Origin of the sequence: Burkholderia gladioli, assembly GCF_000959725.1 — a bacterium.
Lineage (GTDB): Bacteria > Pseudomonadota > Gammaproteobacteria > Burkholderiales > Burkholderiaceae > Burkholderia > Burkholderia gladioli.
The window spans coordinates 4,205,904-4,230,931 of the sequence record NZ_CP009323.1 but is presented as its reverse complement, the minus strand read 5'-3'; the positions used below and the strand labels follow the sequence as shown (position 1 = coordinate 4,230,931).

27 protein-coding genes are annotated in these 25,028 nt (G+C 68.7%); 21 read left to right on the top strand and 6 right to left on the bottom strand.

What is annotated here, in order from left to right:
- Positions 1-183: 183 nt before the first annotated feature.
- The 3 genes from BM43_RS35540 (at position 184) to BM43_RS35530 (ending at position 3,122) form a co-directional block, all read left to right on the top strand.
- Positions 184-1,617 carry a purine-cytosine permease family protein gene (locus BM43_RS35540; RefSeq protein ID WP_036051105.1) on the top strand — a complete coding sequence of 478 codons (1,434 nt, stop codon included), beginning with the start codon at positions 184-186 and terminating at the stop codon, positions 1,615-1,617.
- Positions 1,618-1,710: 93 nt separating this feature from the next.
- Positions 1,711-2,292: a TetR/AcrR family transcriptional regulator gene (locus BM43_RS35535; protein ID WP_036051108.1), complete on the top strand. Its 582-nt coding sequence runs from the start codon at positions 1,711-1,713 to the stop codon at positions 2,290-2,292.
- A gap of 92 nt (positions 2,293-2,384) precedes the next feature.
- Positions 2,385-3,122 (top strand): SDR family NAD(P)-dependent oxidoreductase, encoded by a 738-nt coding sequence (locus BM43_RS35530; RefSeq protein ID WP_080741926.1) that lies wholly within the window; start codon positions 2,385-2,387, stop codon positions 3,120-3,122.
- A 145-nt stretch (positions 3,123-3,267) separates the two neighbouring features.
- On the opposite strand, the gene zwf is transcribed toward BM43_RS35530, so the two are convergent.
- Complete coding sequence (gene zwf, locus BM43_RS35525) at positions 3,268-4,743, bottom strand: glucose-6-phosphate dehydrogenase (protein WP_013698410.1); 1,476 nt, start codon at positions 4,741-4,743, stop codon at positions 3,268-3,270.
- A gap of 178 nt (positions 4,744-4,921) precedes the next feature.
- Complete coding sequence (locus tag BM43_RS35520) at positions 4,922-6,121, bottom strand: N-acetylglucosamine-6-phosphate deacetylase (RefSeq protein WP_036051111.1); 1,200 nt, start codon at positions 6,119-6,121, stop codon at positions 4,922-4,924.
- Positions 6,122-6,226: 105 nt separating this feature from the next.
- Between BM43_RS35520 and BM43_RS35515 the strand changes: the two genes are divergently transcribed.
- On the top strand, positions 6,227-7,090 hold the full coding sequence (locus tag BM43_RS35515) for a LysR family transcriptional regulator (RefSeq protein WP_036051113.1): 864 nt from the start codon (positions 6,227-6,229) through the stop codon (positions 7,088-7,090).
- 109 nt (positions 7,091-7,199) lie between these two features.
- Here BM43_RS35515 and BM43_RS35510 read toward each other — a convergent pair whose 3' ends face one another.
- Positions 7,200-7,778, bottom strand: coding sequence for a helix-turn-helix domain-containing protein (locus tag BM43_RS35510; RefSeq protein WP_013698407.1), 579 nt, complete (start codon positions 7,776-7,778; stop codon positions 7,200-7,202).
- 137 nt (positions 7,779-7,915) lie between these two features.
- On the opposite strand from BM43_RS35510, the gene BM43_RS35505 reads away from it, so the two are divergent.
- From BM43_RS35505 to BM43_RS35475, 7 genes are all read left to right on the top strand, one after another.
- Positions 7,916-8,698, top strand: a complete 783-nt coding sequence (locus tag BM43_RS35505) for an aldolase (protein ID WP_036051116.1) — start codon at positions 7,916-7,918, stop codon at positions 8,696-8,698.
- Positions 8,699-8,763: 65 nt separating this feature from the next.
- The gene (locus tag BM43_RS35500) at positions 8,764-9,654 is read left to right on the top strand and encodes a dihydrodipicolinate synthase family protein (RefSeq protein WP_036051120.1); all 891 of its coding nucleotides are present in this window, start codon (positions 8,764-8,766) and stop codon (positions 9,652-9,654) included.
- Positions 9,655-9,805: 151 nt separating this feature from the next.
- Positions 9,806-10,384, top strand: coding sequence for a TetR/AcrR family transcriptional regulator (locus BM43_RS35495; protein WP_036051123.1), 579 nt, complete (start codon positions 9,806-9,808; stop codon positions 10,382-10,384).
- A gap of 131 nt (positions 10,385-10,515) precedes the next feature.
- Complete coding sequence (locus tag BM43_RS35490; RefSeq protein WP_036051126.1) at positions 10,516-11,391, top strand: SDR family NAD(P)-dependent oxidoreductase; 876 nt, start codon at positions 10,516-10,518, stop codon at positions 11,389-11,391.
- Positions 11,388-12,329, top strand: a complete 942-nt coding sequence (locus tag BM43_RS35485) for an SDR family oxidoreductase (protein ID WP_036051129.1) — start codon at positions 11,388-11,390, stop codon at positions 12,327-12,329. The genes BM43_RS35490 and BM43_RS35485 overlap by 4 nt, the downstream gene beginning before the upstream one ends.
- Positions 12,330-12,414: 85 nt before the next feature.
- Positions 12,415-13,185, top strand: coding sequence for an SDR family NAD(P)-dependent oxidoreductase (locus BM43_RS35480; RefSeq protein WP_036051132.1), 771 nt, complete (start codon positions 12,415-12,417; stop codon positions 13,183-13,185).
- Positions 13,178-13,639, top strand: coding sequence for a MarR family winged helix-turn-helix transcriptional regulator (locus BM43_RS35475; protein WP_036051136.1), 462 nt, complete (start codon positions 13,178-13,180; stop codon positions 13,637-13,639). The genes BM43_RS35480 and BM43_RS35475 overlap by 8 nt, the downstream gene beginning before the upstream one ends.
- Before the next feature lie 49 nt (positions 13,640-13,688).
- Here the strand turns inward: BM43_RS35475 and BM43_RS35470 are convergent, their stop codons facing one another.
- Positions 13,689-14,177: a winged helix-turn-helix transcriptional regulator gene (locus BM43_RS35470; RefSeq protein ID WP_230676269.1), complete on the bottom strand. Its 489-nt coding sequence runs from the start codon at positions 14,175-14,177 to the stop codon at positions 13,689-13,691.
- 9 nt (positions 14,178-14,186) lie between these two features.
- Between BM43_RS35470 and BM43_RS35465 the strand changes: the two genes are divergently transcribed.
- Positions 14,187-15,281, top strand: coding sequence for an SDR family oxidoreductase (locus tag BM43_RS35465; RefSeq protein WP_308729539.1), 1,095 nt, complete (start codon positions 14,187-14,189; stop codon positions 15,279-15,281).
- 49 nt (positions 15,282-15,330) lie between these two features.
- On the opposite strand, the gene BM43_RS35460 is transcribed toward BM43_RS35465, so the two are convergent.
- Positions 15,331-15,915 carry a TetR/AcrR family transcriptional regulator gene (locus BM43_RS35460; RefSeq protein WP_025096702.1) on the bottom strand — a complete coding sequence of 195 codons (585 nt, stop codon included), beginning with the start codon at positions 15,913-15,915 and terminating at the stop codon, positions 15,331-15,333.
- A 129-nt stretch (positions 15,916-16,044) separates the two neighbouring features.
- On the opposite strand from BM43_RS35460, the gene BM43_RS35455 reads away from it, so the two are divergent.
- The 4 genes from BM43_RS35455 to BM43_RS35440 all read left to right on the top strand — a co-directional run bounded on the left by BM43_RS35455 (position 16,045) and on the right by BM43_RS35440 (position 19,784).
- Entirely contained in the window at positions 16,045-17,016 is a 972-nt protein-coding gene (locus tag BM43_RS35455; protein ID WP_013698398.1) for an SDR family NAD(P)-dependent oxidoreductase, read from the top strand.
- Between the two features lie 254 nt (positions 17,017-17,270).
- Positions 17,271-17,963, top strand: coding sequence for a Rossmann-fold NAD(P)-binding domain-containing protein (locus BM43_RS35450; RefSeq protein ID WP_052409053.1), 693 nt, complete (start codon positions 17,271-17,273; stop codon positions 17,961-17,963).
- Positions 17,964-18,178: 215 nt separating this feature from the next.
- The gene (locus BM43_RS35445; RefSeq protein WP_013698396.1) at positions 18,179-18,685 is read left to right on the top strand and encodes a DUF1993 domain-containing protein; all 507 of its coding nucleotides are present in this window, start codon (positions 18,179-18,181) and stop codon (positions 18,683-18,685) included.
- Between the two features lie 106 nt (positions 18,686-18,791).
- Positions 18,792-19,784, top strand: coding sequence for an aldo/keto reductase (locus BM43_RS35440; protein WP_036051146.1), 993 nt, complete (start codon positions 18,792-18,794; stop codon positions 19,782-19,784).
- Between the two features lie 142 nt (positions 19,785-19,926).
- Here the strand turns inward: BM43_RS35440 and BM43_RS41820 are convergent, their stop codons facing one another.
- Positions 19,927-20,067 (bottom strand): hypothetical protein, encoded by a 141-nt coding sequence (locus BM43_RS41820; RefSeq protein WP_164465581.1) that lies wholly within the window; start codon positions 20,065-20,067, stop codon positions 19,927-19,929.
- Between the two features lie 187 nt (positions 20,068-20,254).
- Here BM43_RS41820 and BM43_RS35435 point away from each other — a divergent pair, with 187 nt between their 5' ends.
- The 5 genes from BM43_RS35435 (at position 20,255) to BM43_RS35415 (ending at position 24,964) form a co-directional block, all read left to right on the top strand.
- Positions 20,255-20,656 carry a DnaJ family domain-containing protein gene (locus BM43_RS35435; RefSeq protein ID WP_017918589.1) on the top strand — a complete coding sequence of 134 codons (402 nt, stop codon included), beginning with the start codon at positions 20,255-20,257 and terminating at the stop codon, positions 20,654-20,656.
- 125 nt (positions 20,657-20,781) lie between these two features.
- Positions 20,782-21,324, top strand: coding sequence for a tRNA adenosine(34) deaminase TadA (gene tadA / locus BM43_RS35430; RefSeq protein ID WP_230676328.1), 543 nt, complete (start codon positions 20,782-20,784; stop codon positions 21,322-21,324).
- A 57-nt stretch (positions 21,325-21,381) separates the two neighbouring features.
- Complete coding sequence (ldcA, locus tag BM43_RS35425) at positions 21,382-22,320, top strand: muramoyltetrapeptide carboxypeptidase (protein ID WP_036051149.1); 939 nt, start codon at positions 21,382-21,384, stop codon at positions 22,318-22,320.
- Between the two features lie 321 nt (positions 22,321-22,641).
- Complete coding sequence (locus BM43_RS35420) at positions 22,642-23,337, top strand: GntR family transcriptional regulator (protein WP_013698391.1); 696 nt, start codon at positions 22,642-22,644, stop codon at positions 23,335-23,337.
- A gap of 151 nt (positions 23,338-23,488) precedes the next feature.
- The gene (locus tag BM43_RS35415) at positions 23,489-24,964 is read left to right on the top strand and encodes an NCS1 family nucleobase:cation symporter-1 (protein WP_036051155.1); all 1,476 of its coding nucleotides are present in this window, start codon (positions 23,489-23,491) and stop codon (positions 24,962-24,964) included.
- Positions 24,965-25,028: the final 64 nt, after the last annotated feature.

The following is a 25,028-nucleotide window of genomic DNA, read 5'->3' as shown; positions in this document are numbered from 1 at the left end:
GCGCGAACCGGGAGCGCTGCTGGATGCTTGACGGGCAGGCTCTTGTTCCCCAGGCGGGCGCGCCGGGTAATTCCCTATTTTTGCCGACCTGTCTATACAAGAAGATTCGAGCGCGGGTGCCTCGCACCAGGCCGAGGCCCTTGCCCGAATCCCCATCGACGACATCAACCCGGAGCGCAGCACGTGGCGAACCAGAGAGAGGGCCGTGCGAGCGGCGAGCTGATCGAATCGCGATCGATCGACTACATCCCCGATGCGGAGCGCCACGGCAGCCTCGCCAGCCAGTTCACGCTGTGGTTGTCGGCCAACCTGCAGATCACCGCGATCGTCACCGGGGCGCTGGCCGTGGTGCTGGGCGGCGACGTGTTCTGGTCGCTGGTCGCGCTGCTGCTGGGGCAGTTGATCGGCGGCGCGGTGATGGCGCTGCACGGCGCGCAGGGGCCGCAGCTCGGCCTGCCGCAGATGATCTCCAGCCGCGTACAGTTCGGCGTCTACGGCGCGACGATCCCGCTGGTGCTGGTCTGCCTGATGTACATCGGCTTCTCGGCGAGCGGCTCGGTGCTGGCCGGCGCAGCCGTCGCGCAACTGCTCGGCGTCGACGAGGTGGCCGGCATCGCGCTGTTCGCGATCTGCATCGTGGTCCTGACCATCCTCGGCTATCGCACCATCCACCTGATCGGCCGCGTGGGCAGCGTGATCGGCGTGATCGCCTTCCTGTTCATGTTCGCGCGGCTGTTCTCGAACCACGATCTCGGCGCGTTGATAGCCAACCGTCATTTCTCGATCGCCAGCTTCCTGCTGTCGATGTCGCTGTCGGCGTCCTGGCAGATCGCCTTCGGCCCTTACGTGGCCGATTATTCGCGCTACCTGCCGCGCGGCACCTCCTCGGCGCGCACCTTCCTCGCGGTCGGCCTGGGCTCGGTGATGGGCGCGCAGGCCGCGATGGTGTTCGGCGTGTTCGCCGCCGCGCTGGCTGGCTCCCGGTTCGCGCACCACGAGGTGGCCTTCATCGTCGGGCTCGGTTCGAGCGGGGCGGTGGCCGCGCTGCTCTATTTCAGCATCGCCTTCGGCAAGCTCACCGTCACCACGCTCAATGCCTACGGCAGCTTCATGTCGATGGCCACCATCGTCAGCGGCTTTCGCGGCCAGCGCGCGATCTCGCATCGGCGCCGGCTGGTCTACATCCTGGCGATGGTGGCGGTGTCCACGGCGCTGGCGATCGCGGGCCGCCACTCGTTCCTGAAGGAATTCACGGCCTTCATCCTGTTCCTGCTGGCCTTCTTCACGCCCTGGAGCGCGATCAACCTGGTCGACTACTACTGCTTCACGCGTTCGCGCTACGACGTGCCGGCGCTGTCGGATCCCGCGGGCCGCTACGGGCGCTGGAACCGCACGGCGATCGCCGTCTACGTGATCGGCATCCTGGTGCAGATGCCCTTCATCTCGACCAGCTTCTATACCGGCGCGCTGGTCGACCGGCTCGGCGGCACCGACATCTCCTGGATCCTCGGCCTGCTGGTGCCGGCGCTGCTGTACTACGCCTGCGCGCGCGCCTCGTCGCGCCGCATCCCCGAGCGCCTGATCCTGCCGGGCGAAGCCGCGCGCGCGGGCGAGTGAGCTCACGCATGTCGCGGCCGGGGCTACGAAGGCATACAAAATTCCGTCGTCGCGGTTCTTGACTGTCCAATCCAGAATCCGTATTCTCCGTCCATGGTCAGACCCAGGGAATTCGATCGAGACGAGGTGCTGGACCGCGCGCTGCGCGTGTTCTGGGAGCAGGGCTACGCGGCGACGTCGACCGACGACCTGCTGGATGCGATGCAGATCGGCCGGCAGAGCCTGTACAACGCCTTCGGCGACAAGCGCAAGCTCTACCTCGAGGCGCTGCTGCGTTATTCGCAGCGCAATGTCTCCACGCATCTGACGCGCCTGAAGAGCGCGGCGTCGCCGCTCGCCGGTATCGAGGCGATGCTCGCCGGGCTGATCGACGACGGCTGCGATCAGCAGGTGCCCGGTTGCATGGGCGTGAACGCGATTTGCGAGTTCGGCGGGCGCGATCCCGAACTGAATGCCATGCGCGAGCAGCTCGGGCCGGTGCTCGACGCGGCCCTGGTCGAGCGTATCCGCGAGGGGCAGCAGGGCGGCGAGATCGATGCGGAACTCGATGCGAGCCAGGCCGCGAGCTACATCCAGGTCACCATGCAGGGGATCCAGGTGGCGGCGCGCGCGGGCGTCGCGGCGGACAGCCTGCGCGGGATCGCGCGTTTCGCGGTGGAGCGACTGCGAGCCTGAAGGTCTGACGAAGCGGCTTGAAACCAGCCGGCCGATGCGGCCGGCATTTTTATGATCAGTTTTTGACTGAATAATCCAGAAAGGAGCGCAGCATGAATACCAGTCCCTTGCAGCAGCGCCGTGCCATCGTGTTCGGCGGTTCGCGCGGTATCGGCGCGGCGATCGCGCGCCGGCTCGCGCGCCACGGCGCCGACGTCGCGCTGACCTATGTGTCGGCGCCCGACAAGGCGGCCGAGGTGGTTGCCGAGATCGAGTCGATGGGGCGCCGCGCGCTGGCGATCCGCGCCGACAGCGCCCGTGCCGAGGAGATCCGCGCCGCGGCCGACCAGGCGGCGGCCGCCTTCGGCGGGCTCGACATCGTGGTGGTCAACGCGGGCATCCTGCGGATCGCCGACGTGGCGGCATTTTCCGTCGAGGACCTGGACCAGATGCTGGCCGTCAACGTGCGCGGCGTGTTCCTGTCGATCCAGGCCGCGCTCGGGCATCTGCAGCAGGGCGGCCGGATCGTCACGATCGGCAGCAACACGGCGGAGCGCACCAACTATCCCGGCTCGAGCGTCTATTCGATGACCAAGGCCGCGGTGGCGGTGATGGTCAAGGGCATCGCGATCGATCTCGCGCCGCGCGGCATCACCATCAACAACGTGCAGCCTGGGCCGACCGTCACCGACATGACGGCCGAGCACATCGAGGCGATCCGCTCGCGGATCCCGTTGCAGCGCGCCGCCGATGCCGACGAGATCGCCGCGCTGGTGGCCTGGCTGGCCAGCGCCGAATCGAGCTACATGACGGGTTCGAGCCTGACGATCGACGGCGGGATGGCGATCTAGGCGGCGCGCGTGCGCGACGTGACGCGGCTTGCCGCACACGATTGGCGATCCTAACGAATGACGGCGGAAAAAAAGCCGGCCATCACGGGCCGGCTGGTCGATCGACGCAGCGGATCGGGCGGCGGCCTTCAGCGGCCGCCGATGCTCAGGCCTCCTCGGCCCAGGACATGTTGTCCCGCGCGAGCAGGGCCGACGAGGCGGCCGGCCCGTAGGTGCCCGCCGTGTAGAGGCGCGGCCGGTCGCCCGGCTGCTGCCAGCCGTCGAGGATCGGCTCGATCCAGGCCCAGGCGGCTTCCAGCTCGTCGCGGCGCATGAAGTGCGTGAGGCGCCCGCGGATCACGTCGATCAGCAGGCGCTCGTAGGCTTCGGCGCGCCGTTCCGGGATCGCCTGCTGCAGGTCGAGGTTCAGGCTCACGGGCACCATGTTCATGCCGCTTCCCGGCTCCTTGGCCAGCATCTGCAACTGGATCGACTCTTCCGGCTGGAGCTGGATCACCAGGCGGTTGCTGTAGTGGCGCGGGCCGTCGGGGATGATCGAGAAGGGCAGGTCGGCGAACTCGATGACGATCTCCGACTGGCGCTTCTGCAGCCGCTTGCCGGTGCGCAGGAAGAACGGCACGTTGGCCCAGCGCCAGTTGTTGATGTAGGCGCGCAGCGCGACGAAGGTCTCGTTGCGGCTGTCGGGCGGCACGTTGTCCTCCTCGAGGTAGCCCTTCACCGGCTGGCCGTCCACCGCGCCCGCCGCATACTGGCCGCGCACCGTGTCGCGCGCGATGTCGGCCGGCGTCATCGGCCGCAGCGAGCGCAGCACCTTCAGCTTCTCGTCGCGCACCGCGTCCGGGTCCAGCGAGACCGGCGGCTCCATCGCGACGATGCACAGCAACTGCAGCAGGTGGTTCTGCACCATGTCGCGCAGCGCGCCGGTGTGGTCGTAGAAGCCGGCGCGGCTGCCCACGCCCACCGTCTCGGCCACCGTGATCTGCACGCTGCGGATGTACGGCGCTTGCCACAGCGGCCCGAAGATCGGGTTGCCGAAGCGCAGCACCATCAGGTTCTGCACCGTTTCCTTACCGAGGTAGTGATCGATCCGGTAGATCTGCGATTCCGAGAAATGGCGGCCGACATCGTTGTTGATCGCCTGGGCCGAGGCCAGGTCGTGACCGAGCGGCTTCTCCAGCACCACGCGCGAGCTCTCGTTGAGCAGGTTCGCGTTCGAGAGGTTGTCGCAGATGGTGGTGAACAGCTCCGGCGAGGTCGACAGGTAGAACACGCGGATCGCCTCCTTGCGGGAGGCTTCGGCCAGGCGCTGGTAGTCGCCGGCCTCGTTGACGTCGATCAGCACGTACTGGAACAGGTCCAGGAAGCGGTCCCAGGCCTGCTGGTCGAAGGCCTTGCCGTCGATGAAGGGCCGCGATTGCTCCTCCATGAACTTGCGGTAGCCGTCGATGCCCCAGTCGCGTCGGCCGACCGCGATGATGCGCGTCTCGGCCGGCAGGTTGCGGTGCAGGTGCGCCATGTAGAGCGCGGGCAGCAGCTTGCGTGCTGCGAGGTCGCCGCCGCCGCCGAAGATGATCATGTCGACGGGTTGGTCTTGTGCGGGCTGGTTGTGCTGATTCGTCATGGGTGGTTCGCGGTCAAAGTCGATGAGCGTTGAACGAACGGCTGATGCACCGGTGCCGCGGTGCAGCGGAAAGTGCTAAGTGTGCACGGTTTTGGCGGGTTCCGTGCATTCGCGTTGCGCAATGGGGCAGCGCAAATGCCGAAACACGCCGTTCGGCGGCTTGTTGCGCGGCTGGCGGCTAAACATGCCCGGCTTCGGTGCAGGGCCGCGGGTCGGGCCGGCTTTCTGACCAGCTTTCCGGCCGGCTTTCGGGCGGCTGTCGGCGCGAGGGGGCCGCGCGCTCCACCGTGCGTCCCTCGATGGTGACGGCCTCCACGCGCAGTTCCGGATCGAGGCGCACCGTGTCGGCCCAGGCGCCGGGCGCGAGCCGGCCGCGCTCGGGCAGGCCGAGGAAGTCGGCCGGAAAGCGCGAGACGCGGTTCGAGGCGTCGGCGATCGACAGCCCGAGCTTCACCAGGTTGCGCAGCGCCGCATCCAGGGTCAGCGTGCTGGCGGCCAGCCGGCCGTCGGCGAGCCGTGCGCCGGCCTGGCCCGGGCGCCGGAACACGCGCTGCGCGCCCAGCCGGTAGGCACCGTCGGGCATGCCGGTGGCCGCGCAGGCGTCGCTCACGCAATAGAGCCTGGGGATCGCGCGCAGCGCCGCGCGCATCGCGCCGGCGTGAAGATGGGCGAGGTCGGGGATCATCTCGGCGTATTCGGCATGAGCAAGCGCCGCGCCAACCAGGCCCGGGGCGCGATGATGCAGCCCGCTCATGGCATTGAACAGGTGGGCGAAGCCGCTCGCGCCGCATTGCAGCGCGGCCACGCCCTGCTCGTAGCTGCCGCTCGAATGGCCGAGCTGGACGCGGATGCCGCGCCGGACCAGCCGGCGGATCGTGTCGAGCTGCCCCTCCAGTTCGGGCGCGAGCGTCACCAGGCGCACGCTGGCGAGCGCGAGCAGCGTGTCGATCTCGCCGTCCCGTGCCCGGCGCGCATGCGGCGGCTGCGCGCCGAGCTGCCCGGGGTTGAGGAACGGGCCTTCGAGATGGACGCCGAGCAGGCGCGCGCAATGCGCCGGCCGCTCGCGGCGCTCGACGCGGCCGATCGCGGCGGTGGCTTCGCGCAGTTCGGCTTCCGGCGCCGTCATGGTGGTCGCCAGGAAGGCCGTGGTGCCGCTGGCCGCGAGCGAGGCGGCCACCTGTTGCGCGGCCTCGCCGCCGTCCATCAGGTCGACCCCGCCCGCGCCGTGCACGTGCAGGTCGACGAAACCCGGCAGCAGGTAGCCGTAGCCGGGCAGGGGCGTGCCGACCGGCCTGGCGCGGATCGCGGCGATCCGGCCGTCGGCGCCGGTTTCGAGCAGGCCGAAGGCCCAGCCGGAGGCGGTGAGGATATTGTTCATCGGGCGAGCGGCAAGCGGGGCGCGGAAGTGGAGGAGCGCTCATTACACGGCTTGCCGATCGATGCGTCCAATGACATTTACGGCGCACCGTGATACGTTTCGCGCATGGAAATCAACCTGCTCCGCGCCTTCCTGGCCCTGGTCGAGACGCCGAATTTCGGCCGCGCCTCGTCGCTGCTGAACCTGTCCCAGCCGGCGCTGAGCCGCCAGCTCGGCAAGCTCGAGGCGCAGCTCGGCGGCAGCCTGTTCTCGCGCGGCCGGCACGGCGCGCAGCTGACCGAGCTGGGCCGCCTGTTCGCCCAGGAAGCGCGCCGGCTGGTGGAGCACGCCGATGCGGTGCTGGAGCGCGGGCGCCGCATCGCGGCCGGCGAGCTGGGCGAGCTGCGGATCGGCTTCGGTTCCTGGGCGATCGACCTGGTCGCCACCACCGTGCCGGCGTTTCGCGAGCGTTATCCCGAGGTGCGCGTGCAGGTGAGCGACCTGCCGTCGATCGAGCAGGCCAAAGCGCTCGCCGACGGCTCGCTCGACGTCGCCTTCATGCGCCTCACGCGAGACCGCCGGCTGCGCCAGCATCGGCTCGCCAGCGACTATCCCGCCTTCGTGCTGCCGCGGGATTTCCCGCTGGCCGATCGGGCGGTGTCGATGAAGAGCGTGGGCGAGCGGCCGCTGGTGCTGATCGCGCGCGATCGCGCGCCCGGTTTCCATGCGGCCGTGATGGCCTTGTACGAACATCACGGGATCCGGCCGAGGATCGTGCAGGAAGCCGGCGAGTTCCATGCGGTGCAGGCGCTGGTGGCTGCGGGGCAGGGCATCTCGCTGGTGCCGGCCTCGGTCGCGCGTTTCTCGATCGAGGGCGTGACCTTGCGCTACGTGCCGGCCAGCCGCCGCAAGTGGGAGCTCGGCATTGCGCACCGGCTCGGCGAGGTGCCGCTGCCGGCGCAGCGCTTCGTCGAGATGGTGCTGGGCTGAACGCGCCGCTCAGGCGGCCACGCGCGCCAGGTGCTCGCGCAGGCGCGCGATGTCCTCGTCCACGCGCGGCGCCTTGATCACGTCGAAGCAGGAGAAGGCCGGCAGCGGCTCAGTCGGCCGCGTGCTGTTCCGCGGCCGACAGTTCGTCGCCGCTGATCACCAGCAGCACCTGCGCTGTCCTCGCGCCCAGCGAGCGGATCCGATGTGGCACCTGCGCATTGAAATACACCGCGTCGCCGGTGCCGAGCGTGACCTTCTGCGAGGCGAAATCGATCTCGATCCTGCCGCTGTGCACGAACAGGAATTCCTCGCCCGCGTGCTCGCGGAACTCCGAGGACGAGAAATCATGTCGGGGCTGCAGCATGAAGGGCAGCAGGCGCTTGCGTCCCGCCTCGGCGGCGATCACCTCGTAGCCGGCCGAGGCGCCGTCCTCGCTGCCGCCGCCCACGCGGATCCGCTCGCCGGCGCGCACCACCGTGATCGCCTTCTCGTCCTCGTCGGACGCGAACAACTGGCCGACCTCCACATGCAGGGCGGTGGCCAGTTGCATCGCGACCGCCACCGAGGGCGTGCTCAGGCCGCGCTCGACCTTCGACAGGTAGCTCTTGGTCAGGCCGGCGCGCTCGGCCAGGTCCTGCAGGCTCAAACCAAGCTGCTTGCGCAACAACTTCAGGCGAATGGCGCCCACGCGTATCTCTCCAAAAAAATCCGGCATCAAATGACACGTCGTGTCATATACTGCCCGTCGTGTACTCGACGACTTGTCCTTGCTCTCGATCACCCGATGTCCGCCGCTGCCACGGCCGCTCAACCAGGAGAAACGGAATGCCTGAAACGCTGCACTTGTCGAAGTCCGAGCTGGTCGCCCGCTCGCACCGGCAACTCGATACCGCGCTGTCGTCGCGCGACTGGTCGCCTCGACAGAAACTGGCACTGACCTGCCGCATTCTATTTGATGGCGGCCACGATTCGGGGCTCGCGGGCCAGATCACCGCGCGCGCCGAGGATCGCGACACCTATTACACCCAGCCCTTCGGGCAGGGCTTCGACGAGATCACCGAGCAGAACCTGCTGCTGGTCGACCAGGACCTGAAGACGATCGGCGGCGAGGGCATCCCGAACCCGGCCAACCGCTTCCATACCTGGATCTATCGCGCGCGGCCCGATGTCAACTGCATCATCCACACCCATCCCGTGCACGTCTCGGCGCTGTCGATGCTGGAGCTGCCGCTGGCGGTCTCGCACATGGACATGTGCCCGCTGCACGACGACTGCGCCTTCCTCGAGACCTGGCCCGGCGTGCCGGTCGGCAACGAGGAAGGCGAGATCATCTCGGCCGCGCTCGGCGACAAGCGCGCCGTGCTGCTGGCCCATCACGGCATGCTGGTGACCGGCAAGACCATTGAGGAGGCCTGCGTGCTGGCGCTGCTGATGGAGCGCGCGGCGCGCCTGCAATTGCTGGCGCAGGCCGCCGGGACGATCCGGCCGATTCCCGAGGCGCTGGCCAAGGAGGCGCACGACTGGATCACCACGCCCAAGCGCCATGCCGTCACCTTCGACTATTACGCGCGCCGCGCCCTGCGCGCGCATCGCGACTGCCTGGCCTGAGCCGGGACGCTGGATCGCATTTTTTCTCACTTCATTAAGTAGCACTCCCAACGAGGAACCCGCAGATGGCATCGCAATTATTCAAGGGCATCATCGCGTACCCGGTCACGCCGTTCGACCGGCAGACCGGCGGCATCGACAGCGCCGCCTTGCGCGCCGGCATCGAACGGCTGATCGCGGCCGGCGTGCACGCGATCGCGCCGCTCGGCAGCACCGGCGAAAGCGCCTATCTCGACGACGAGGAATGGGACCAGGCCGCCGAGGCCTCGATCGCCCAGGTGGCGCGGCGCGTGCCGGTGGTGGTCGGCATCTCCGACCTGACCACGCGCAACGCGGTGCGGCGCGCGCGCTTCGCCGAGCAGGCCGGCGCCGACGCGGTGATGGTGCTGCCGATCTCGTACTGGAGGCTCGGCGAGGCCGAGATCTTCCGTCACTACGCGAGCATCGCCGAGGCGATCGGCATTCCGGTGATGGTCTACAACAACCCGGCCACCAGCGGCATCGACATGCAGCCGGCCTTCATCGCGCGGCTGGTACGCGAGATCGGCAACGTGACGATGGTCAAGGAGAGCAGCGGCGACATCCAGCGCATGCATGCGCTGCGCCAGATCTCGGACGACACCATCCCGTTCTATAACGGCAGCAATCCGCTCGCGCTGGAGGCGTTCTGCGCCGGCGCGACGGGCTGGTGCACGGCCGCGCCGAACCTGATTCCGCAACTGACGCTGGCGCTCTACCAGGCCGTGCAGGCGGGGGAACTCGCGCGGGCCCGCGAGCTGTTCTACCGCCAACTGCCGCTGCTCGACTTCATCCTGAAGGGCGGCCTGCCGACCACCATCAAGGCAGGGCTGCGCGTGCAGGGCTTCGAGGCGGGCGAGCCGCGCCTGCCGCTGCAACCGTTGGCGGAGATCGGCACCGCGCAACTCGGCGAACTGCTCGCGCGGCTCGCCGCCTGAGCGAACCGGCGCCGCGCGAGCCGTCATGGCGAGCGCGGCGCCGGCGTATCCGGCCTGATTGTTCCGATGAATGAAGGGGAGAATTTTCGCTTGCGCGCGAAAGCGCCGATCTCTATGATTGAGCAATCACTCATTTAAAGGCGGCAAGGTTTTGGCACGTCCCCGCAGTCTCGACAAACACGAAGCGATCCTCGACGCCGCGGCGCGCGCGCTGGCCGAACATGGCGCGAGCGCCACCACGGCGCGTATCGCGCGACTCGCGGGCGTCGCCGAGGGCACCGTGTTCACCTATTTCGAGAGCAAGGACGCGCTGCTCAATGCCTTGTACCTGCATCTGAAGGACGGGCTGCGCACCGCGATGATGGGCGAGTTCCCGTTCGAGGGCAGTGCCGAGCAACGTGCCCGGCATGCCTGGAACGCGTATGTGTCGTGGGGCGTCGCCGATCCCGATGCAAGGCGCGCGATGCGCCAGCTCGATATCAGCGGGCGCATCGAGGAGGCCAATCGCGTGGCCGGCGCGCAGGGCTTCTGCGCCGTGCGCGACATCTTCCGCGAGCAACTGGCGAACGCTGATGGTCTGCCGCAGGAGCAGCGGCTCGCTTTCTGCGGTGCGCTGTTCTCGTCGATGGCGGAGACCACCATGGATTTCATCGCCCAGGAGCCGGGACGGCACGAAGCCTATCGCGAGGCCGGGTTCCAGGCGGTCTGGGCGGCCTTGCAGGCGCATTGAGGGCAGCAGGGCGGCGCGATGGATGCTTGCGCCGCCGGTCACGGAATCTGGCGGGATACGAAGGCGATCGGGCTTCGTATCCCGCTTATTAATGAGTGAGTAATCATTCATTTCATTGAAAGGAGTCAGGTATGTCGAAAGTCTGGTTGGTGACGGGGGCCGCGCGAGGACTTGGGCGCGCGATTTCGGAAGCGGTGCTGGCGGCGGGGGACCGGCTGGTGGCCGGGGCGCGCGATCCCTCGCGGCTCGCGGATCTGCAGCGCCGACATGGCGATCGTCTGCTTCCGGTCGAGCTCGACGTGACCGACGAGGCCGCCGCCGCGCGGGCCGTCGAACTCGCGCGCAGCACCTTTGGCCGTCTCGATGTGCTGGTCAACAATGCCGGCTACGGCCATACCGCTCCGTTCGAGCAGATGGCGCCGGCCGATTTCCGCGACCAGGTCGAGACCAACCTGTTCGGCGTCGTCAATCTGACGCGCGCGGCCTTGCCGGTGATGCGTGCGCAGCGCGCGGGCCACGTTTTCCAGGTGTCATCGGTCGGCGGGCGCAGCTCGACGGCCGGCCTGTCCGCCTACCAGGCCGCCAAGTGGGCGGTGGGTGGCTTCAGCGATGTGCTGGGCAAGGAAGTCGCGCCGTTCGGCGTGCGCGTGTGCACGCTCGAACCCGGCGGCATGCGCACCGATTGGGCCGCGCAGGCCAGGCAGGGTATCGACGGCCTGCTGCCCGACTACGCGCCCTCGGTGGGCCAGGTGCTGTCCCTGCTCGACACCTACGCGGGGCACGAGGTCGGCGATCCGGTGCGGATCGCGGCGCTGATCGTCGAGCTGTCGCGGCGCGAGGACGTACCGGCGCGCCTGCTGCTCGGCGGCGATGCGCTGTATGTCGCCGAGCAGGCCGAGGCGGAGCGCGCCGAGGAGGCCGCGCGCTGGCGCGCGACCACGCTGTCCACGCAATTCGACGACGCGAAGCTGCCCGAAGGGCTCGACGCGCTGCGGAGGCGGCAATGAGCTGGCGCGTTTCCGACATCCCCGACCAGCGCGGCCGTTTTGCGCTGGTGACGGGCGCGACCGGCGGAATCGGCCTGGAAACCGCGCTGGCCCTGGCCGGTGCCGGTGCTCGCGTGTTGCTGGCCGGGCGCGACGATGCGAAGGGTGCCGAGGCCTTGCGCCGGATTCGCGCCGCGCATCCGCGCGCCGAGGTCGAATACCGGCGCGTGGATCTCGCCAGTCTCGATCAGGTCCGCCGCTTTGCCGAGCCGTTCGAATCCGGCGACGCGGCGATCGACCTGCTGATCGACAACGCCGGCGTGATGACGCCGCCGACGCGGCACACCACGGCGGACGGTTTCGAGCTGCAGTTCGGCACCAACTACCTTTCCCATTTCGCGCTGAGCGCGCGGCTGCTGCCGGCCTTGCGCCGTGCCGCGGCACCGCGCGTGGTGGTGGTCGGCAGCCTCGCGCATCGCCTGCGTGCGGCGATCCACTTCGACGACCTGCAATGGACGCGCCGCTACGATCCTTGGCAAGCCTATGCGCAGTCGAAGCTGGCGATGCAGTTGTTCGCCTTCGAGTTGCAGCGGCGCAGCGAAGCGCGAGGCTGGGGGCTGACAGTCACCTCGGCGCATCCCGGTTTCGCGCGCACCGGTCTGCAAAGCGCCGGGCCGAACCTGGGCGGGGTGCGTCGCGCGGTGATCGCGCGGGCGCTGATGGCCGGCGTGCGGCCCTTGATCTCGCATTCGGCCGCCAGCGGCGCCTTGCCCACCCTGTTCGCGGCGACCTCGCTCGATGCGCGGCCCGGCGCGTATTACGGACCACGGCATGTGTTCGAGCTGCGCGGGCCGGTCGGGCCGGCCAGGATCGGCGCAGCCGCGCTCGATCGCGAGGTGGCGGCGAGGCTGTGGGCCGAGTCGGAGCGCCTGACCGGCGTGAGCTGGCCGCCGGCGTGATCGTCGAGCCCCGGATTTTGAGTTGACGTGACAACCTGGTGTTTCTATATTTCAGGTTGTCGTATCAACCTGAAGGAAGAGCATCATGTCGATTGATATCGAAGCGGCCTGTGTCCTGATCACCGGTGGCGGCTCCGGCATCGGTCTCGGTCTTGCGCGGCGCTTTCTCGAAGGCGGCGCGCGCGTCACGATCACCGGCCGCGATCGCGCCCGCCTCGAACGCGTGGCGGCCGACCATCCGGGGCTGGATATCGTGGCCAGCGACATCGCCGATCCTTGCGCGCGAGAGGCGCTTGCCGCGCAAGTGCGCGAGTCGATGCCCGCGCTGAACGTGCTGATCAACAACGCCGGCATCCAGCGCCGGGTAGGCCTGGCCGAGGACGACGCGCCCTGGGCGCAGCGCCAGACCGAGATCGACACGCTGCTGTCGGGGCCGATCCACCTGAACCATCTGCTGCTGCCCTTGCTGTTGAGCGAGCGCCGTGTCGCGACGATCGTCAACCTCAGCTCGGGTGGTGCCTACGTGCCGCAACCGTTCGCGCCTGTCTACAGCGCCAGCAAGGCCGCCTTGCACAGCTACACGATGAACCTGCGCTTCGCCTTGCGGCACACCGCCTGCTCGGTGGTCGAGCTGATTCCGCCTGCCGTGCGCACCTCGCTGGCGGGCGAGGGCGCCGTGCATGGCGTGGATCTCGAGGTCTACTGCGATGCCGTGTTCGCTGCCCTGGTGGCGGGAGACGCCGACGAGGTCGGTTACGGCCCGACCGCGAGCGCTGCGTTCGAGGCGGCGAAAGCCGGCTATCGTGCGATGTTCGACACCATGGCGGGGCGTTTTCCCGTGAAGCACTATGAGTAAGAAAACGACGGCACGCCTGCAGGCGGACGAACTGGCGGTCTGGAGCGCGGTGAAGCATCTGAGCGAACAGGCGCTGGCGCGCGTGGGCGCCGAGATCGAGCGCGAGACGGGCTTGTCGGGCGCCGACTTCGGCATCCTGTCGCGGCTCGAGGACCTCGGCGGCGGCGAACTCGCGCAACGCGATCTCGCCTTCTCGCTGGGCTGGCACAAAAGCCGGCTCTCGCATCAGCTCACGCGCATGGAGGCGCGGGAACTGGTGGTCCGCCGGCAGGCCGACGAGGCGCGCGGCGTGCTGGTGCTCATCACCGTGGAAGGGCGCGAGCGAATCGCGGCGGCGCGGCCCGTGCATGCGGGCGCGGTGCGCCGCCATCTGCTCGATCATCTCGATGCGCATGAACGGGCCGTGATCGTCGCCGTGGCGGCGCGGCTGGCGGGGGAGGGCGGGGAGGAGTGATGCCGATGGCAGGGAGGTCCGCGTTTTCCCTCCCGCAGAGGCGCCCCGTCTAATCCCGCCGCGCTTTTTTCTCCCGTGTCGCCGCGTTCTTGCGCGGCGCTTTCGGTTCGGCGCCGCGTGCCAGCAGCGCATCGCCGTGGATCTCGGCCCAGTCGCGCAGCGAGCGGAACACGGGCAGCAGGGCCAGCGAGGCCGCCGTCAACGCATATTCCACGCGCGGCGGCACCTCGGCGTGGACGGTGCGCGTCAGCAGCCCGTTGGCTTCGAGGTCGCGCAATTGCACCGTCAGCATGTGCTGGGTGATGCCGGGCAGGGCGCGGCGCAGATCGCTGAAGCGCAGCTTGCCGTCGAGCAGCGCGCAGAGAATGCCGATCTTCCACTTGCCGGCCACCGCTTCGATGCTGGCCTGGAAACGCGCGATGGTCCGGGCCTGCGGTACGCAGGTATCCGGGCAATCCGTGCCTTCCAGCCGCTCAATGGTCTGGTTTTCCATACTCGGTATCTTGAAACATCGTACTTGCGGGAATTTGCCCGACATCGAGAATGGATGCTAGCAGCTCGCGTACTTCATGTATCGCGGCATCGAAACGGGACCACAGGGAGCGTGATGAATCGGGTGCTGGTGACAGGCGGATCGGGATTTCTGGGCGCGCACGCGATCGTGCAGTTGTTGCGCGAGGGATATCGGGTAAGGGCGACGATTCGGGATCCTGATCGAGCCTCGATGGTGAGGGCGATGATCGCGGCGGGCGGCGCGCAAAGCGACGAAGGGCTGGAATTCGCCGTCACGGATCTGATGCGCGACGAGGGTTGGGCCGAGGCGATGCGCGAGTGCGAATACGTGCTGCACATCGCCTCGCCGTTCCCGGGCGGCCCACCGCGCGACGAGGACGAGCTGGTCCGGCCCGCTCGCGACGGCAGCCTGCGTGTGCTGCGCGCCGCGCGCGAGGCGGGCGTGAAGCGCGTGGTGCTGACCTCGTCGTTCGCGGCGATCGGCTACGGGCGCGGCGCGCGCGAGGCCATTTACACCGAACGCGACTGGACCGACCTGACCGGGCCCGACGTCACGCCCTACATCCGCTCGAAGACGCTGGCCGAGCGCGCGGCCTGGGATTTCATCGAGACCGAGGGCGGGGCGCTGGAGCTGGCGGTGGTGAATCCCGTGGGGATCTTCGGCCCGGTGCTGGGCGCGGATTATTCGAGTTCGATCGGCTTGCTGAAGGCGCTGCTCGATGGCGCGATGCCGGCGGTGCCGAGGCTGGCGTTCGGCGTGGTCGACGTGCGCGATGCCGCCGACCTGCATCTGCGGGCGATGCGCGATCCGCGGGCGAACGGGCAGCGCTTCATCGCGGTATCAGGGCCGGTGCTGAGCCTGCATGAGGTGGCCGCGATCCTGCGGCGCCGGCTCGGCGCGGCCGCGGGCAGGGTGCCGCGACATCGTCTGCCGGATCTCGCGGTGCGCGCGCTCGGCGTGGTGTCGCCCGCGATGCGGGCCATGGCGCCGCAACTCGGTGTCGTGCGTCGCGCGAGCGGCGACAAGGCGCGTGAATGGCTGGGCTGGGCACCTCGCCCGGCGCAGGAGGCGCTGGTGGCGAGCGCGGAAAGCCTGATTTGCTTCGATCTGTTGAAGCGGCGAGCTTGAACCACGAGTCGCGATGGGGCGTGCGATCGACACCGACCACGCAACCGGTTCAGCGCACGCGAATTCCCGCCATGATGATGTCCACCAATTGGCGCGCCGATTTCTCCCAGCCCGGCTCGCTCGACACGGTGCCCACGCCGGCGATGGCGCGCAGCACGTCGATCGGCGCCAGCCCGAGGCGGATCTCGCCGCTCGCCGTGGCGCGGTCGACGAGATCCTGCAGCGCCCCGAGGATGCAGGTGGCCGAATCCGCGTAAAGCGCGCCAACGCCGCCCGTCACCGAGTTCAGCACCTCGGCCATGCCGTGCTTGGTCGCCATGTAGTCGACGAACAGCAGCAGCCACTGGCGCAGCGCCTCCGCCGGCGCGTGCGTGTCGGCCAGCCGCGTGGCGGCTTCGGCCATCTGCGTCGTCTCGTTGCGATAGAGGCCCGAGATCAAGGCGTCGCGCGTCGGGAAGTGGCGGTACAGCGTGCCGATCCCGACCCCGGCCGTGCGGGCGATCTCGTCGAGGCTCGCGCTCGAGCCCTTGGCCGCGAACACGGTCTTGGCCGCCTCGATCAGCCGCTGGCGATTGCGTTCGCCGTCGGCGCGCGGCTTGCGGGCCGGCGCGCCGTTTTCCTTGTCCTGGGTCACCCTCGAAAATTCCCGTTGATAAGCGGAGATATCCTCCGTATATTTATGCGGAGGATCGATCCGCTTATTTTACTCGACGTGGGTGCCGGCGCCGGCACCTGGGCGTCGACACGATCAGGAGCTCTGCAGATGTCCCAAGTATTCGGAGAATTCAGCACCACCGACGACGTGCTGGCCGGCGTCGACCTGCGCGGCAAGCGCGCCCTCGTGACCGGCGTGTCGGCCGGGCTGGGCGTGGAAACCGCGCGTGCGCTGGCCGCGCATGGCGCGCAGGTGGTGGGCGCCGCGCGCGACCTGGCCAAGGCGCGCTCGGCCACCGAGGTGGTGCGCGCGGCCGCGGCCGGCAACGGCGGCGGTTTCGAGCTGCTCGAACTCGACCTGGCCTCGCTGGCCAGCGTGCGTGCCGCGGCCGACGCGCTGCTCGCCGACGGTCGGCCGTTCGACCTGGTGATCGCCAACGCGGGCGTGATGGCTTCGCCCTTCGGGCATACCGCCGATGGTTTCGAGACCCAGTTCGGCACCAACCACCTCGGCCACTTCGTCTTCATCAACCGCATCGCGTCCTTGCTGGCGCCGGGCGCGCGCGTGGTCAACGTGGCCTCGTCGGGGCACCGCATGGCGCCGTTCTCGCTCGACGACCTCGGCTTCGAGCGCACGCCCTACGATCCCTGGGTGGCCTATGCACGCTCGAAGACGGCCAATATCCTGTTCGCCGTCGAGTTCGATCGCCGCCACAAGGCGCGCGGCGTGCGCGCGGTGGCGATCCATCCGGGCGGCATCATGACGGAACTGGCGCGCCATCTGCCGGACGACGCGCTTGATGGCATGCTCACCCAGATCAATGCCGACCTGGCCGCGCAAGGCCAGCCGCCGTTCCGCTTCAAGACCGTGCCGCAGGGCGCGGCCACCTCGGTCTGGGCCGGCGTGGTGGCCCCGGCCGACGAGGTGGGCGGGCGCTACGCCGAGAACTGCGGCTTGTCGAGCGTGACCGATGCCGAGCTCAATCCGGCGGCGCCCGGCGTGCGCGCTTATGCGCTCGACCCGGAGCTCGCCAAGGCGCTTTGGGAGAAGAGCGAGCAGATGGTGGGCGAGCGCTTCTGAGCGCAATGGGCGGTGCGATTCGGTAAATATACGGGCGCAGACAAAATCAGCGTCTTGCTCTTATAGTCCGCGCCTGCATATAGCGGTCGCACCGCCCTTGATGCCAGCGATCAGGACTCCGATGTGCCGGCCGAGCCAGTGTGGCTGATGACGATCGCGACGCTGGCCGGCAAGCGGTATGCGATCCCGTTCGGCGACGCGGGCCGGGGCTCGCCGATCGTGATGGCGTTTTTCCTGGCATCGGAGGTGCCGCAATGAAACTCTTGCTGACGGGGGCGACCGGCTTTGCCGGCGGCCAGGTGCTGCGCCAGGCCCTCGACGATCCGACCATCGAGTCGGTCACCGTCTTGACGCGGCGCGCGCTCGGCCTCGAGCACCCGAAGCTCAGGCAGGTGCTGCGCGACGATTTCCTCGATTATTCCGATCTCGACCTGGCCGGTTTCGGCGCCTGCGTCTGGTGCCTGGGCGTGTCGCAATCGCAGGTGCGCCAGGATGCCTATGTGCGCATCACGCACGACTACGCGCTGGCCGCGGCGCGCGCGCTGTTCGCCGCGAATCCGGCACTGCGCTTCTGTTTCCTGAGCGGGCGCGGCGCCGATCCGGAAGAACGGCAACGCGCGCTGTACCGGCGCATCAAGGGGCGCACCGAACGCGCGCTGGGCGCCCTGGCCGGGAAGGTTTACGTGTTTCGTCCGGCCTATATCCGGCCGACCGCGATCAGCGGGCCGCGCCAGGACATCGGGCGCTGGCTCGCGCCGATCGGCACCGTCATCTCGTGGTTCGGGCCCGGGCTCAGCGTCGATTGCGAGCAGCTCGCCGCTTGCCTGCTCGACGTCGCCAAGTATGGCGCGCGCGAGACGCTGTTCGAGAATCTGGCGATCCGCAACTGGGGCACGCCGCAGGCAAACGACGCCCGGCCCGGTGCAGCCGGCGGTCGGCGGAACTGAGCCGCCTGCCCTGGTCGTCGCGATCGGCATCCGGCGCCAGCGTCCTGGCCGGCGCCGCCATCATTGCGCCGGATGTGCCCGGCGCTCGTCCTGCCTCCTGATTTCCTCGTTTTCCCGCACCAATCGCGACGCTCCAGCAGCGATTCCGGAACCGCATTATGCTGGCGGGCGAACGCCGCGGAGCCGGCGGATCCATCCCATCTCCAGGAGCCCTCATGTCCGTTTCCCTGTATGACATCTCGATCCCCGTGCTGGTGCGCGGCCTGCGCACGCTGTCGAAGCTGCTCGACAAGGGCGAGGCCCATGCGCGCGAGCAGGGCCTCGATCCCGCGGCACTGATCGGCGCGCGCCTGTTCGAGGACATGCTGCCGCTGAGCAGCCAGGTTCAGCTCGCCAGCGACGCCGCCAAGGGCTGCGTGGCGCGCCTGGCCGGCATCGAGATTCCCTCGTTCCCGGACAACGAGCAGAGCTTCGCCGAACTGCAGGAGCGCATCGCCAAGACCATCGCCTTCGCCGAATCGGTCGACGTGGCGAAGTTCGAGGGCAGCGAGACGCGCACCGTGAGCCTGCCGCTGCGCAGCGGCCCGATCGAATTCACGGGCCTGGGCTACGTGACCAACTTCGCACTGCCGAACTTCTATTTCCACGTGACCACGGCCTACGACATCATGCGTCACAAGGGCGTGCCGCTCAGCAAGCTGCACTACCTGAACCTGCGCTGAGTTCGCCGGCGCGAGGGCGGCGCGGGCGCGGCATGTTCCGCCCGCGTCGCCCGAGGCGCAGCGTGAACGGCCGGACGCGCCCCCTGCATCTCGATCAGGAAGATCCATGCTGAATACCCGCAAGCTGGGCCACCAGGGCCTCGAAGTCTCGATGATCGGCCTGGGCTGCATGGGCATGAGCCAGTCCTACGGCAAGCCCGACGACGCCGAATCGATCGCCACCCTGCATCGCGCGATCGAGCTGGGCTGCACCTTCCTCGACACCGCCGAGGTCTATGGGCCCTACAGCAACGAGGAACTGCTCGGCCGGGCGCTGCAGGGGCGGCGCGAGGCGGTGACGATCGCCACCAAGTTCGGCTTCCGGATCGGCGCCGACGGCCGCCCGGCCGGCACCGACAGCCGGCCCGAACATATCCGCGAGGTGGTCGAGGCCTCGCTCAAGCGGCTGCGCACCGACCGCATCGACCTGCTCTACCAGCATCGCGTCGATCCGGCCGTGCCGGTCGAGGAGATGGCCGGCGCGGTGGGCGAGCTGATCGCCGCCGGCAAGGTGCGCTATTTCGGCATGTCCGAAGCGGGCGAGGAGGCGATCCGGCGCGCCCATGCGGTGCAGCCCGTCTCGGCGCTGCAAAGCGAATACTCGATCTGGGAGCGCAACCTGGAAGGCACGGTGCTGCCGGTGCTGCGCGAGCTCGGCATCGGCCTGGTGCCGTTCAGCCCGCTCGGCCGCGGTTTCCTGACGGGGCAGATGAAGTCGCGCGCCGAGATCGGCGAGGGCGACTATCGCGCCACCAACGATCCGCGTTTCCAGGGCGACAACTTCGACGCCAACCAGCGCATCGCTGAGGCCGTCCAGGCAATCGCGGCCGCGCGCGGCGTGAGCGCGGCCCAGGTGGCACTGGCCTGGGTGCTGCGTGCCGGCGACGACGTCGTGCCGATTCCGGGCACCAAGCGCCGCCGCTATCTGGAAGACAATCTCGGCGCGGCGACGCTGGTGCTCGGCGACGAGGAGGTGGCGCGACTCGACGCGGTGCTGACCGAGATCGGCGTGGCCGGCGAGCGTTACCTGCCGGCCGGGCTGGCGCTGGTCAATCGCTGACGCCGAGCAGGTCGCGTGCCGCCTGCCGGCACGCGATCACGCCGAAAACGCGCTGGCCGGGCAGGTCACGGGGCCGGAACGAGCCGAAAGCGGGCTCGAAGCAGAGCGAGAGCGCGGCGCGCGCGAGGCGCGAAAACCCGGCTCAAAAACGGACCGTGGTCCCGCAGGCGCCGCCGGCCCAGCCATTGGTGCCGGCGCCGCTGCAGAACACGCCGCAGCCGCCCAGGCCGAGCAGCAGCGCGGCGGCGGCCAGCCATCGCAGTCCTATCCTGACGGTGTGCATCCTGGTGATCCTTCCCTCGAAATCGAATGGAGAAACCGGCGCCCGGCAAGGGCCACCGGACGATCCGATCGAGCATAACGGTTTTCCTCGATACGCGATTTCGATAGTCGAGCATTTGCTCCAGAGGGCTGGCACTTGCCCAATCCCCTGTTAGAATCGCGAGGCCGCTTTGCCTTGAATTGCTCGAATGAGACTGCTTGATGCCCTGGTCGAACAACGTATCGCTGCCGCTGCCGCGCGCGGGGAGTTCGACGAAATCCCGGTCACCGATGCCCCGCCGGAGCTGGACGACGATTTGCGCGTCCCGGCCGAAGTGCGGATCGCCAACCGGATCCTGAAGACTGCGGGTTTCGTGCCGCCCGCGGTCGAGCAGTTGCGGGCCCTGTGCAACCTGCAGGACGAAATGCGCGCGGTCAGCGACCGTGCGACACGTTGCCGCTTGCAAGCCAAGATGCTCGCGCTCGACATGGCCCTCGAATCGCTGCGCGGCGGCCCGCTGGTCGTGCCGCGCGAATACTGCCGCCGCATTGCCGAACGCCTGTCCGAGCGCGTGCTCGACGATGGCGCCGGCGAAGCGGGAACCGCGTGAACCTGCCTGCCTCCGCCGATCTCCCCGATCCGTCCGATTTGCCCGACTCGTCCGACTCGTCCGACTCGTCCGTTTCCGACGCCGCGCCGCATCCCGATCCGGCCGCCGAGCGCGACCGGCGCTATATGCGCATGGCGCTCGCCGCGGCCGAAGAGGCGCGCGCGGCCGGCGAAGTGCCGGTCGGCGCCGTGATCGTGCGCGGCGACGAGGTGATCGCGCGCGGCTTCAATCATCCGATCGGCGGACACGATCCGTCCGCGCACGCCGAGATGGCGGCCCTGCGCGCGGCCGCCCAGGCGCTCGGCAACTATCGCCTGCCCGGCTGCGAACTGTATGTGACGCTCGAGCCCTGCCTGATGTGCTCCGGCGCGATCATGCATGCGCGGATCGCGCGCGTGGTCTATGGCGCGCCGGACCCGAAGACGGGCGCCTGCGGCGGCGTGGTCGACGCCTTCGCCAACCCGCAGCTGAACCACCACACCCGCGTGACGGGCGGCGTGCTCGCCGAGCAATGCGGCGATGCGCTGCGCAGCTTTTTCGCCGAGCGCCGTCGCGCGGCCCGCGAAGCGCGGCGCGCGGCCAATGCCGCCGCGGCGCTTCCCGAACCTGGCGAGGCGGCTGGGCAGGGCGTCGCGCCGGATTCCGACGACCTGCCGCCCGCGAACTGAACCAGTCGCCGTGACGCGGTTCTAATCGGGCTGACCCCCATTACCGATACGCGACCGATGGCCCACTCCACACTCAAGCCGCGCAGCATCCGCCTGCTCGGCCCTTCCGGCTACCCGCACGATCCCGACGCGATCCGCCGCGCGCTTGAGCGCTTCGGCGCGCAGGGGCACCAGGTGCAGAACGTCGAGGCGACCGAGCGCCGCCACCTGCGCTTCGCCGGCAGCGACGCCGAGCGCGCGGCCGACCTGAACCGCCTGGCCGATCCCTCGCAGCCGCTGCCCGACATCGGCCTGGCGGTGCGCGGCGGTTATGGCGCGGCGCGGATCCTGCCACATCTCGACTACCGCGGGCTCGAACGCCTGCGCGACCAGCCGATCGCGCTGTGCGGCCACAGCGACTTCACCGCGATCCAGCTCGCGCTGCTCGCCAGGTCGGGCGTCAAGAGCTTCGGCGGGCCGATGCTGTCGGCCGACTTCGGCGCCGAGACGCCGAGCGAATTCACCATGACGCAGTTCTGGTCGACGCTCTCCCAGCGCACGACCACGATCGTCTCCGAGGTGCCGCAGCAGCAGGGCGCGAACGTCTCGGGCACGCTCTGGGGCGGCAACCTGGCGATCCTGGCCTCGCTGGCCGGCACGCCCTACATGCCACGCATCGAGGGCGGCATCCTGTTCATCGAGGACGTCAACGAACAGCCGTTCCGCATCGAGCGGATGATCTACACCCTGCATTTCGCCGGGCTGCTGGCCGGCCAGCAGGCGCTGGTGCTCGGCCAGTTCACCGGCGCGCGCGCCTTCGACTACGACAACGGCTACGACATGCAGGCCGTGATCGAGCAGGTGCGCGAGGTGGTGGGCATTCCGGTGATCACGGGGCTGCAGTTCGGCCACGTGCCCGACATGGTGAGCCTGCCGGTGGGCGGCCAGGCGCAACTGGTCGCCAACGAACACGGCTTCCGGCTGACCGTCTCCGACTATCCGACGCTGGTCGGATAAGGCGGCGTCGCCGGATTCGATCGGCAAGAGGCGGGCAACCGCCTTTTTTTGCGCCCTGGTATGCAACTAACGGTCAACAAATTTGGTCGCTGCCAAATTTGTCGTGCCCAATTCAGGCGCATTATTGTTGACAAAAAATTAGGACAGTCGAGACTGAAAGTCTTGATCGATCTGGTGCTATCCCTCGCCGGTGCGCGATTTGGTGCCATGTGCACCGAAAGCAAGCACGTCGGTGAACGAGAATTGTGCAAAATCAACGGGACGGATTGTTGACAATATTTATGTCCGCCCTAGGATGCTGAACATAACGAGATGGCAAACATGACGAAGAAGGAAAGCGTGGCGTCGACGACGACGCCGGAAGCGATCGCGGAACGGATCCGCACGGCGATCCTCGAGCATCGGCTCGCGCCGGGCGCGAAGCTGACCGAGGCGCAGCTCTGCGAGGTGTTCGGCGTCAAGCGCGGGCCGATCCGGCAGGCGCTGGCGCTGCTCGCCACCGACCGGCTGGTCGACCTGGAGCCGAACCGCGGCGCCTTCGTGGCCAGCCCGACGCTGCAGGACGTGCACGAGGTGTTCGAGCTGCGGCGGATCATCGAGCTGGCGGTGATGGAGCGGTTGGCGACGGGACCGGGCGCGAAGCGCCTGAAGGGCGTCGCCGCGATGATCGAGCGCGAGCGCGACGCCTTCGAGCGGCGCGATTTCGCCGCCTGGATCCGGCTCTCGGGCGAGTTCCACGTGGCGCTCGCCGGGCTGACCGGCAACACCACGCTGTGCGACTGCCTGAACGGGCTGGTGGCGCGCTCGACGCTGATGTCGGCGCTGTATGAATCGCACGGTCGCAATGCCTGCTCGTTCGACGACCACGTCGAGATCGTCGCCGCGCTCGAGGCGGGCGACGCGGCGAAGGCGGCGCGGCTGATGGCGCATCACCTGCAGCACGTGGAATTGAGAATGCTCGACCGGCCCGCGCAGGGCACGGTGGATTTGCGCGACGTGTTCGGCGGCGCGGGCTGAGCCCCGCGCGCCGCACCCGCGCCGATGGACTGACGGAATGCTGATGGCAGCCTCCCCCTGGCTGCCGCACGCGGGCGCGGCCTGACCTCGATGTCCGGCCGCGATTTCAATGACGATCGCGCGGCTCGACCGCGGCAGGCAAGGAGATGTCATGGCTCAGTTCACCATCGCGCCAGGAAGCAGCCCGTATCACGAGGACGGAACCGACGGCGGCGAGCCCGCCGTGCCGGCCGGCTACAGCGAACGTCTCCACAACGAGGATCTCGCGCCGCTCGCGCAGCAGGGCTGGGGCGCCTACAACATCTTCGCGTTCTGGATGTCGGACGTGCACTCGGTGGGCGGCTACGTGTTCGCCGGCAGCCTGTTCGCGCTGGGCCTGACGAGCTGGCAGGTGCTGGTGTCGCTGATCGTGGGCATCGGCATCGTCAACGTGCTCTGCAACCTGATCGCGAAACCCAGCCAGCAGCTCGGCGTGCCGTATCCGGTGGCCTGTCGCGCCACCTTCGGCGTGCTCGGCGCGAACGTGCCGGCGGTGATCCGCGGCCTGATCGCGGTGGCCTGGTACGGCATCCAGACCTACCTGGCCTCCAGCGCGCTGGTGATCGTGGTGCTCAAGTTCGTGCCTCAGTGGATGCCCTACGCGGACGTCCATCATTACGGCTTCCTCGGCCTCTCGGCGCTCGGCTGGGCCGGCTTCATGCTGCTCTGGGTGCTGCAGGCGCTGGTGTTCTGGAACGGCATGGAGACCATCAAGAAGTTCATCGACTTCGCGGGGCCGGCCGTCTACGTGGTGATGTTCGTGCTGGCCGGCTACATGGTCTGGCGCGCGGGCTGGCGCAACATCGGCCTGAACCTCGGCGGCGTGCGCTACCACGGCGCCGAGGCGCTGCCGGTGATGATCACGGCGATCGCGCTGGTGGTGTCCTACTTCTCCGGGCCGATGCTGAACTTCGGCGACTTCTCCCGCTACTGCGGCAGCTACCGCGCCGTCAAGCGCGGCAACTTCTGGGGGCTGCCGGTCAACTTCCTGGCCTTCTCGCTGGTGACCGTGATCACCACCGCCGCCACGCTGCCGGTGTTCGGCGAACTGATCACCGACCCGGTGGCCACGGTGGGCCGCATCGATCATCCGACCGCGGTGATCCTCGGCGCGCTGACCTTCACGATCGCCACCATCGGCATCAACATCGTCGCGAACTTCGTGTCGCCGGCCTTCGACTTCTCGAACGTGGCGCCGCGCCTGATCAGCTGGCGCGCCGGCGGCATGCTGGCTGCCGTCGCCTCGATCTTCATCACGCCCTGGAACCTGTTCAACAACCCGGCGGTGATCCACTACACGCTCGACATCCTCGGCAGTTTCATCGGGCCGCTCTACGGCGTGCTGATCGTCGACTTCTATCTGGTCAAGCGCGGCGCGCTCAAGCGCGACGATCTCTACACGCTGGCGGAGACGGGGGCCTACTGGTATCGCGGCGGCGTGAACCGGCGCGCGGTGTACTCGCTGCTGCCGGCTGCGGCGATCGCGATCGCCTGCGTGATGGTGCCGGCGCTCTCGGGGCTGGCGAATTTCTCGTGGTTCGTCGGCGCGCTGCTGGCCGGCCTGACCTATCGCATCGTGGCGAAATGAGCACCGGCCCGCGCCGGCCGCGGGCGCGGGCAAGCAGGACAAGCACTACGAGCACGACAAGCAA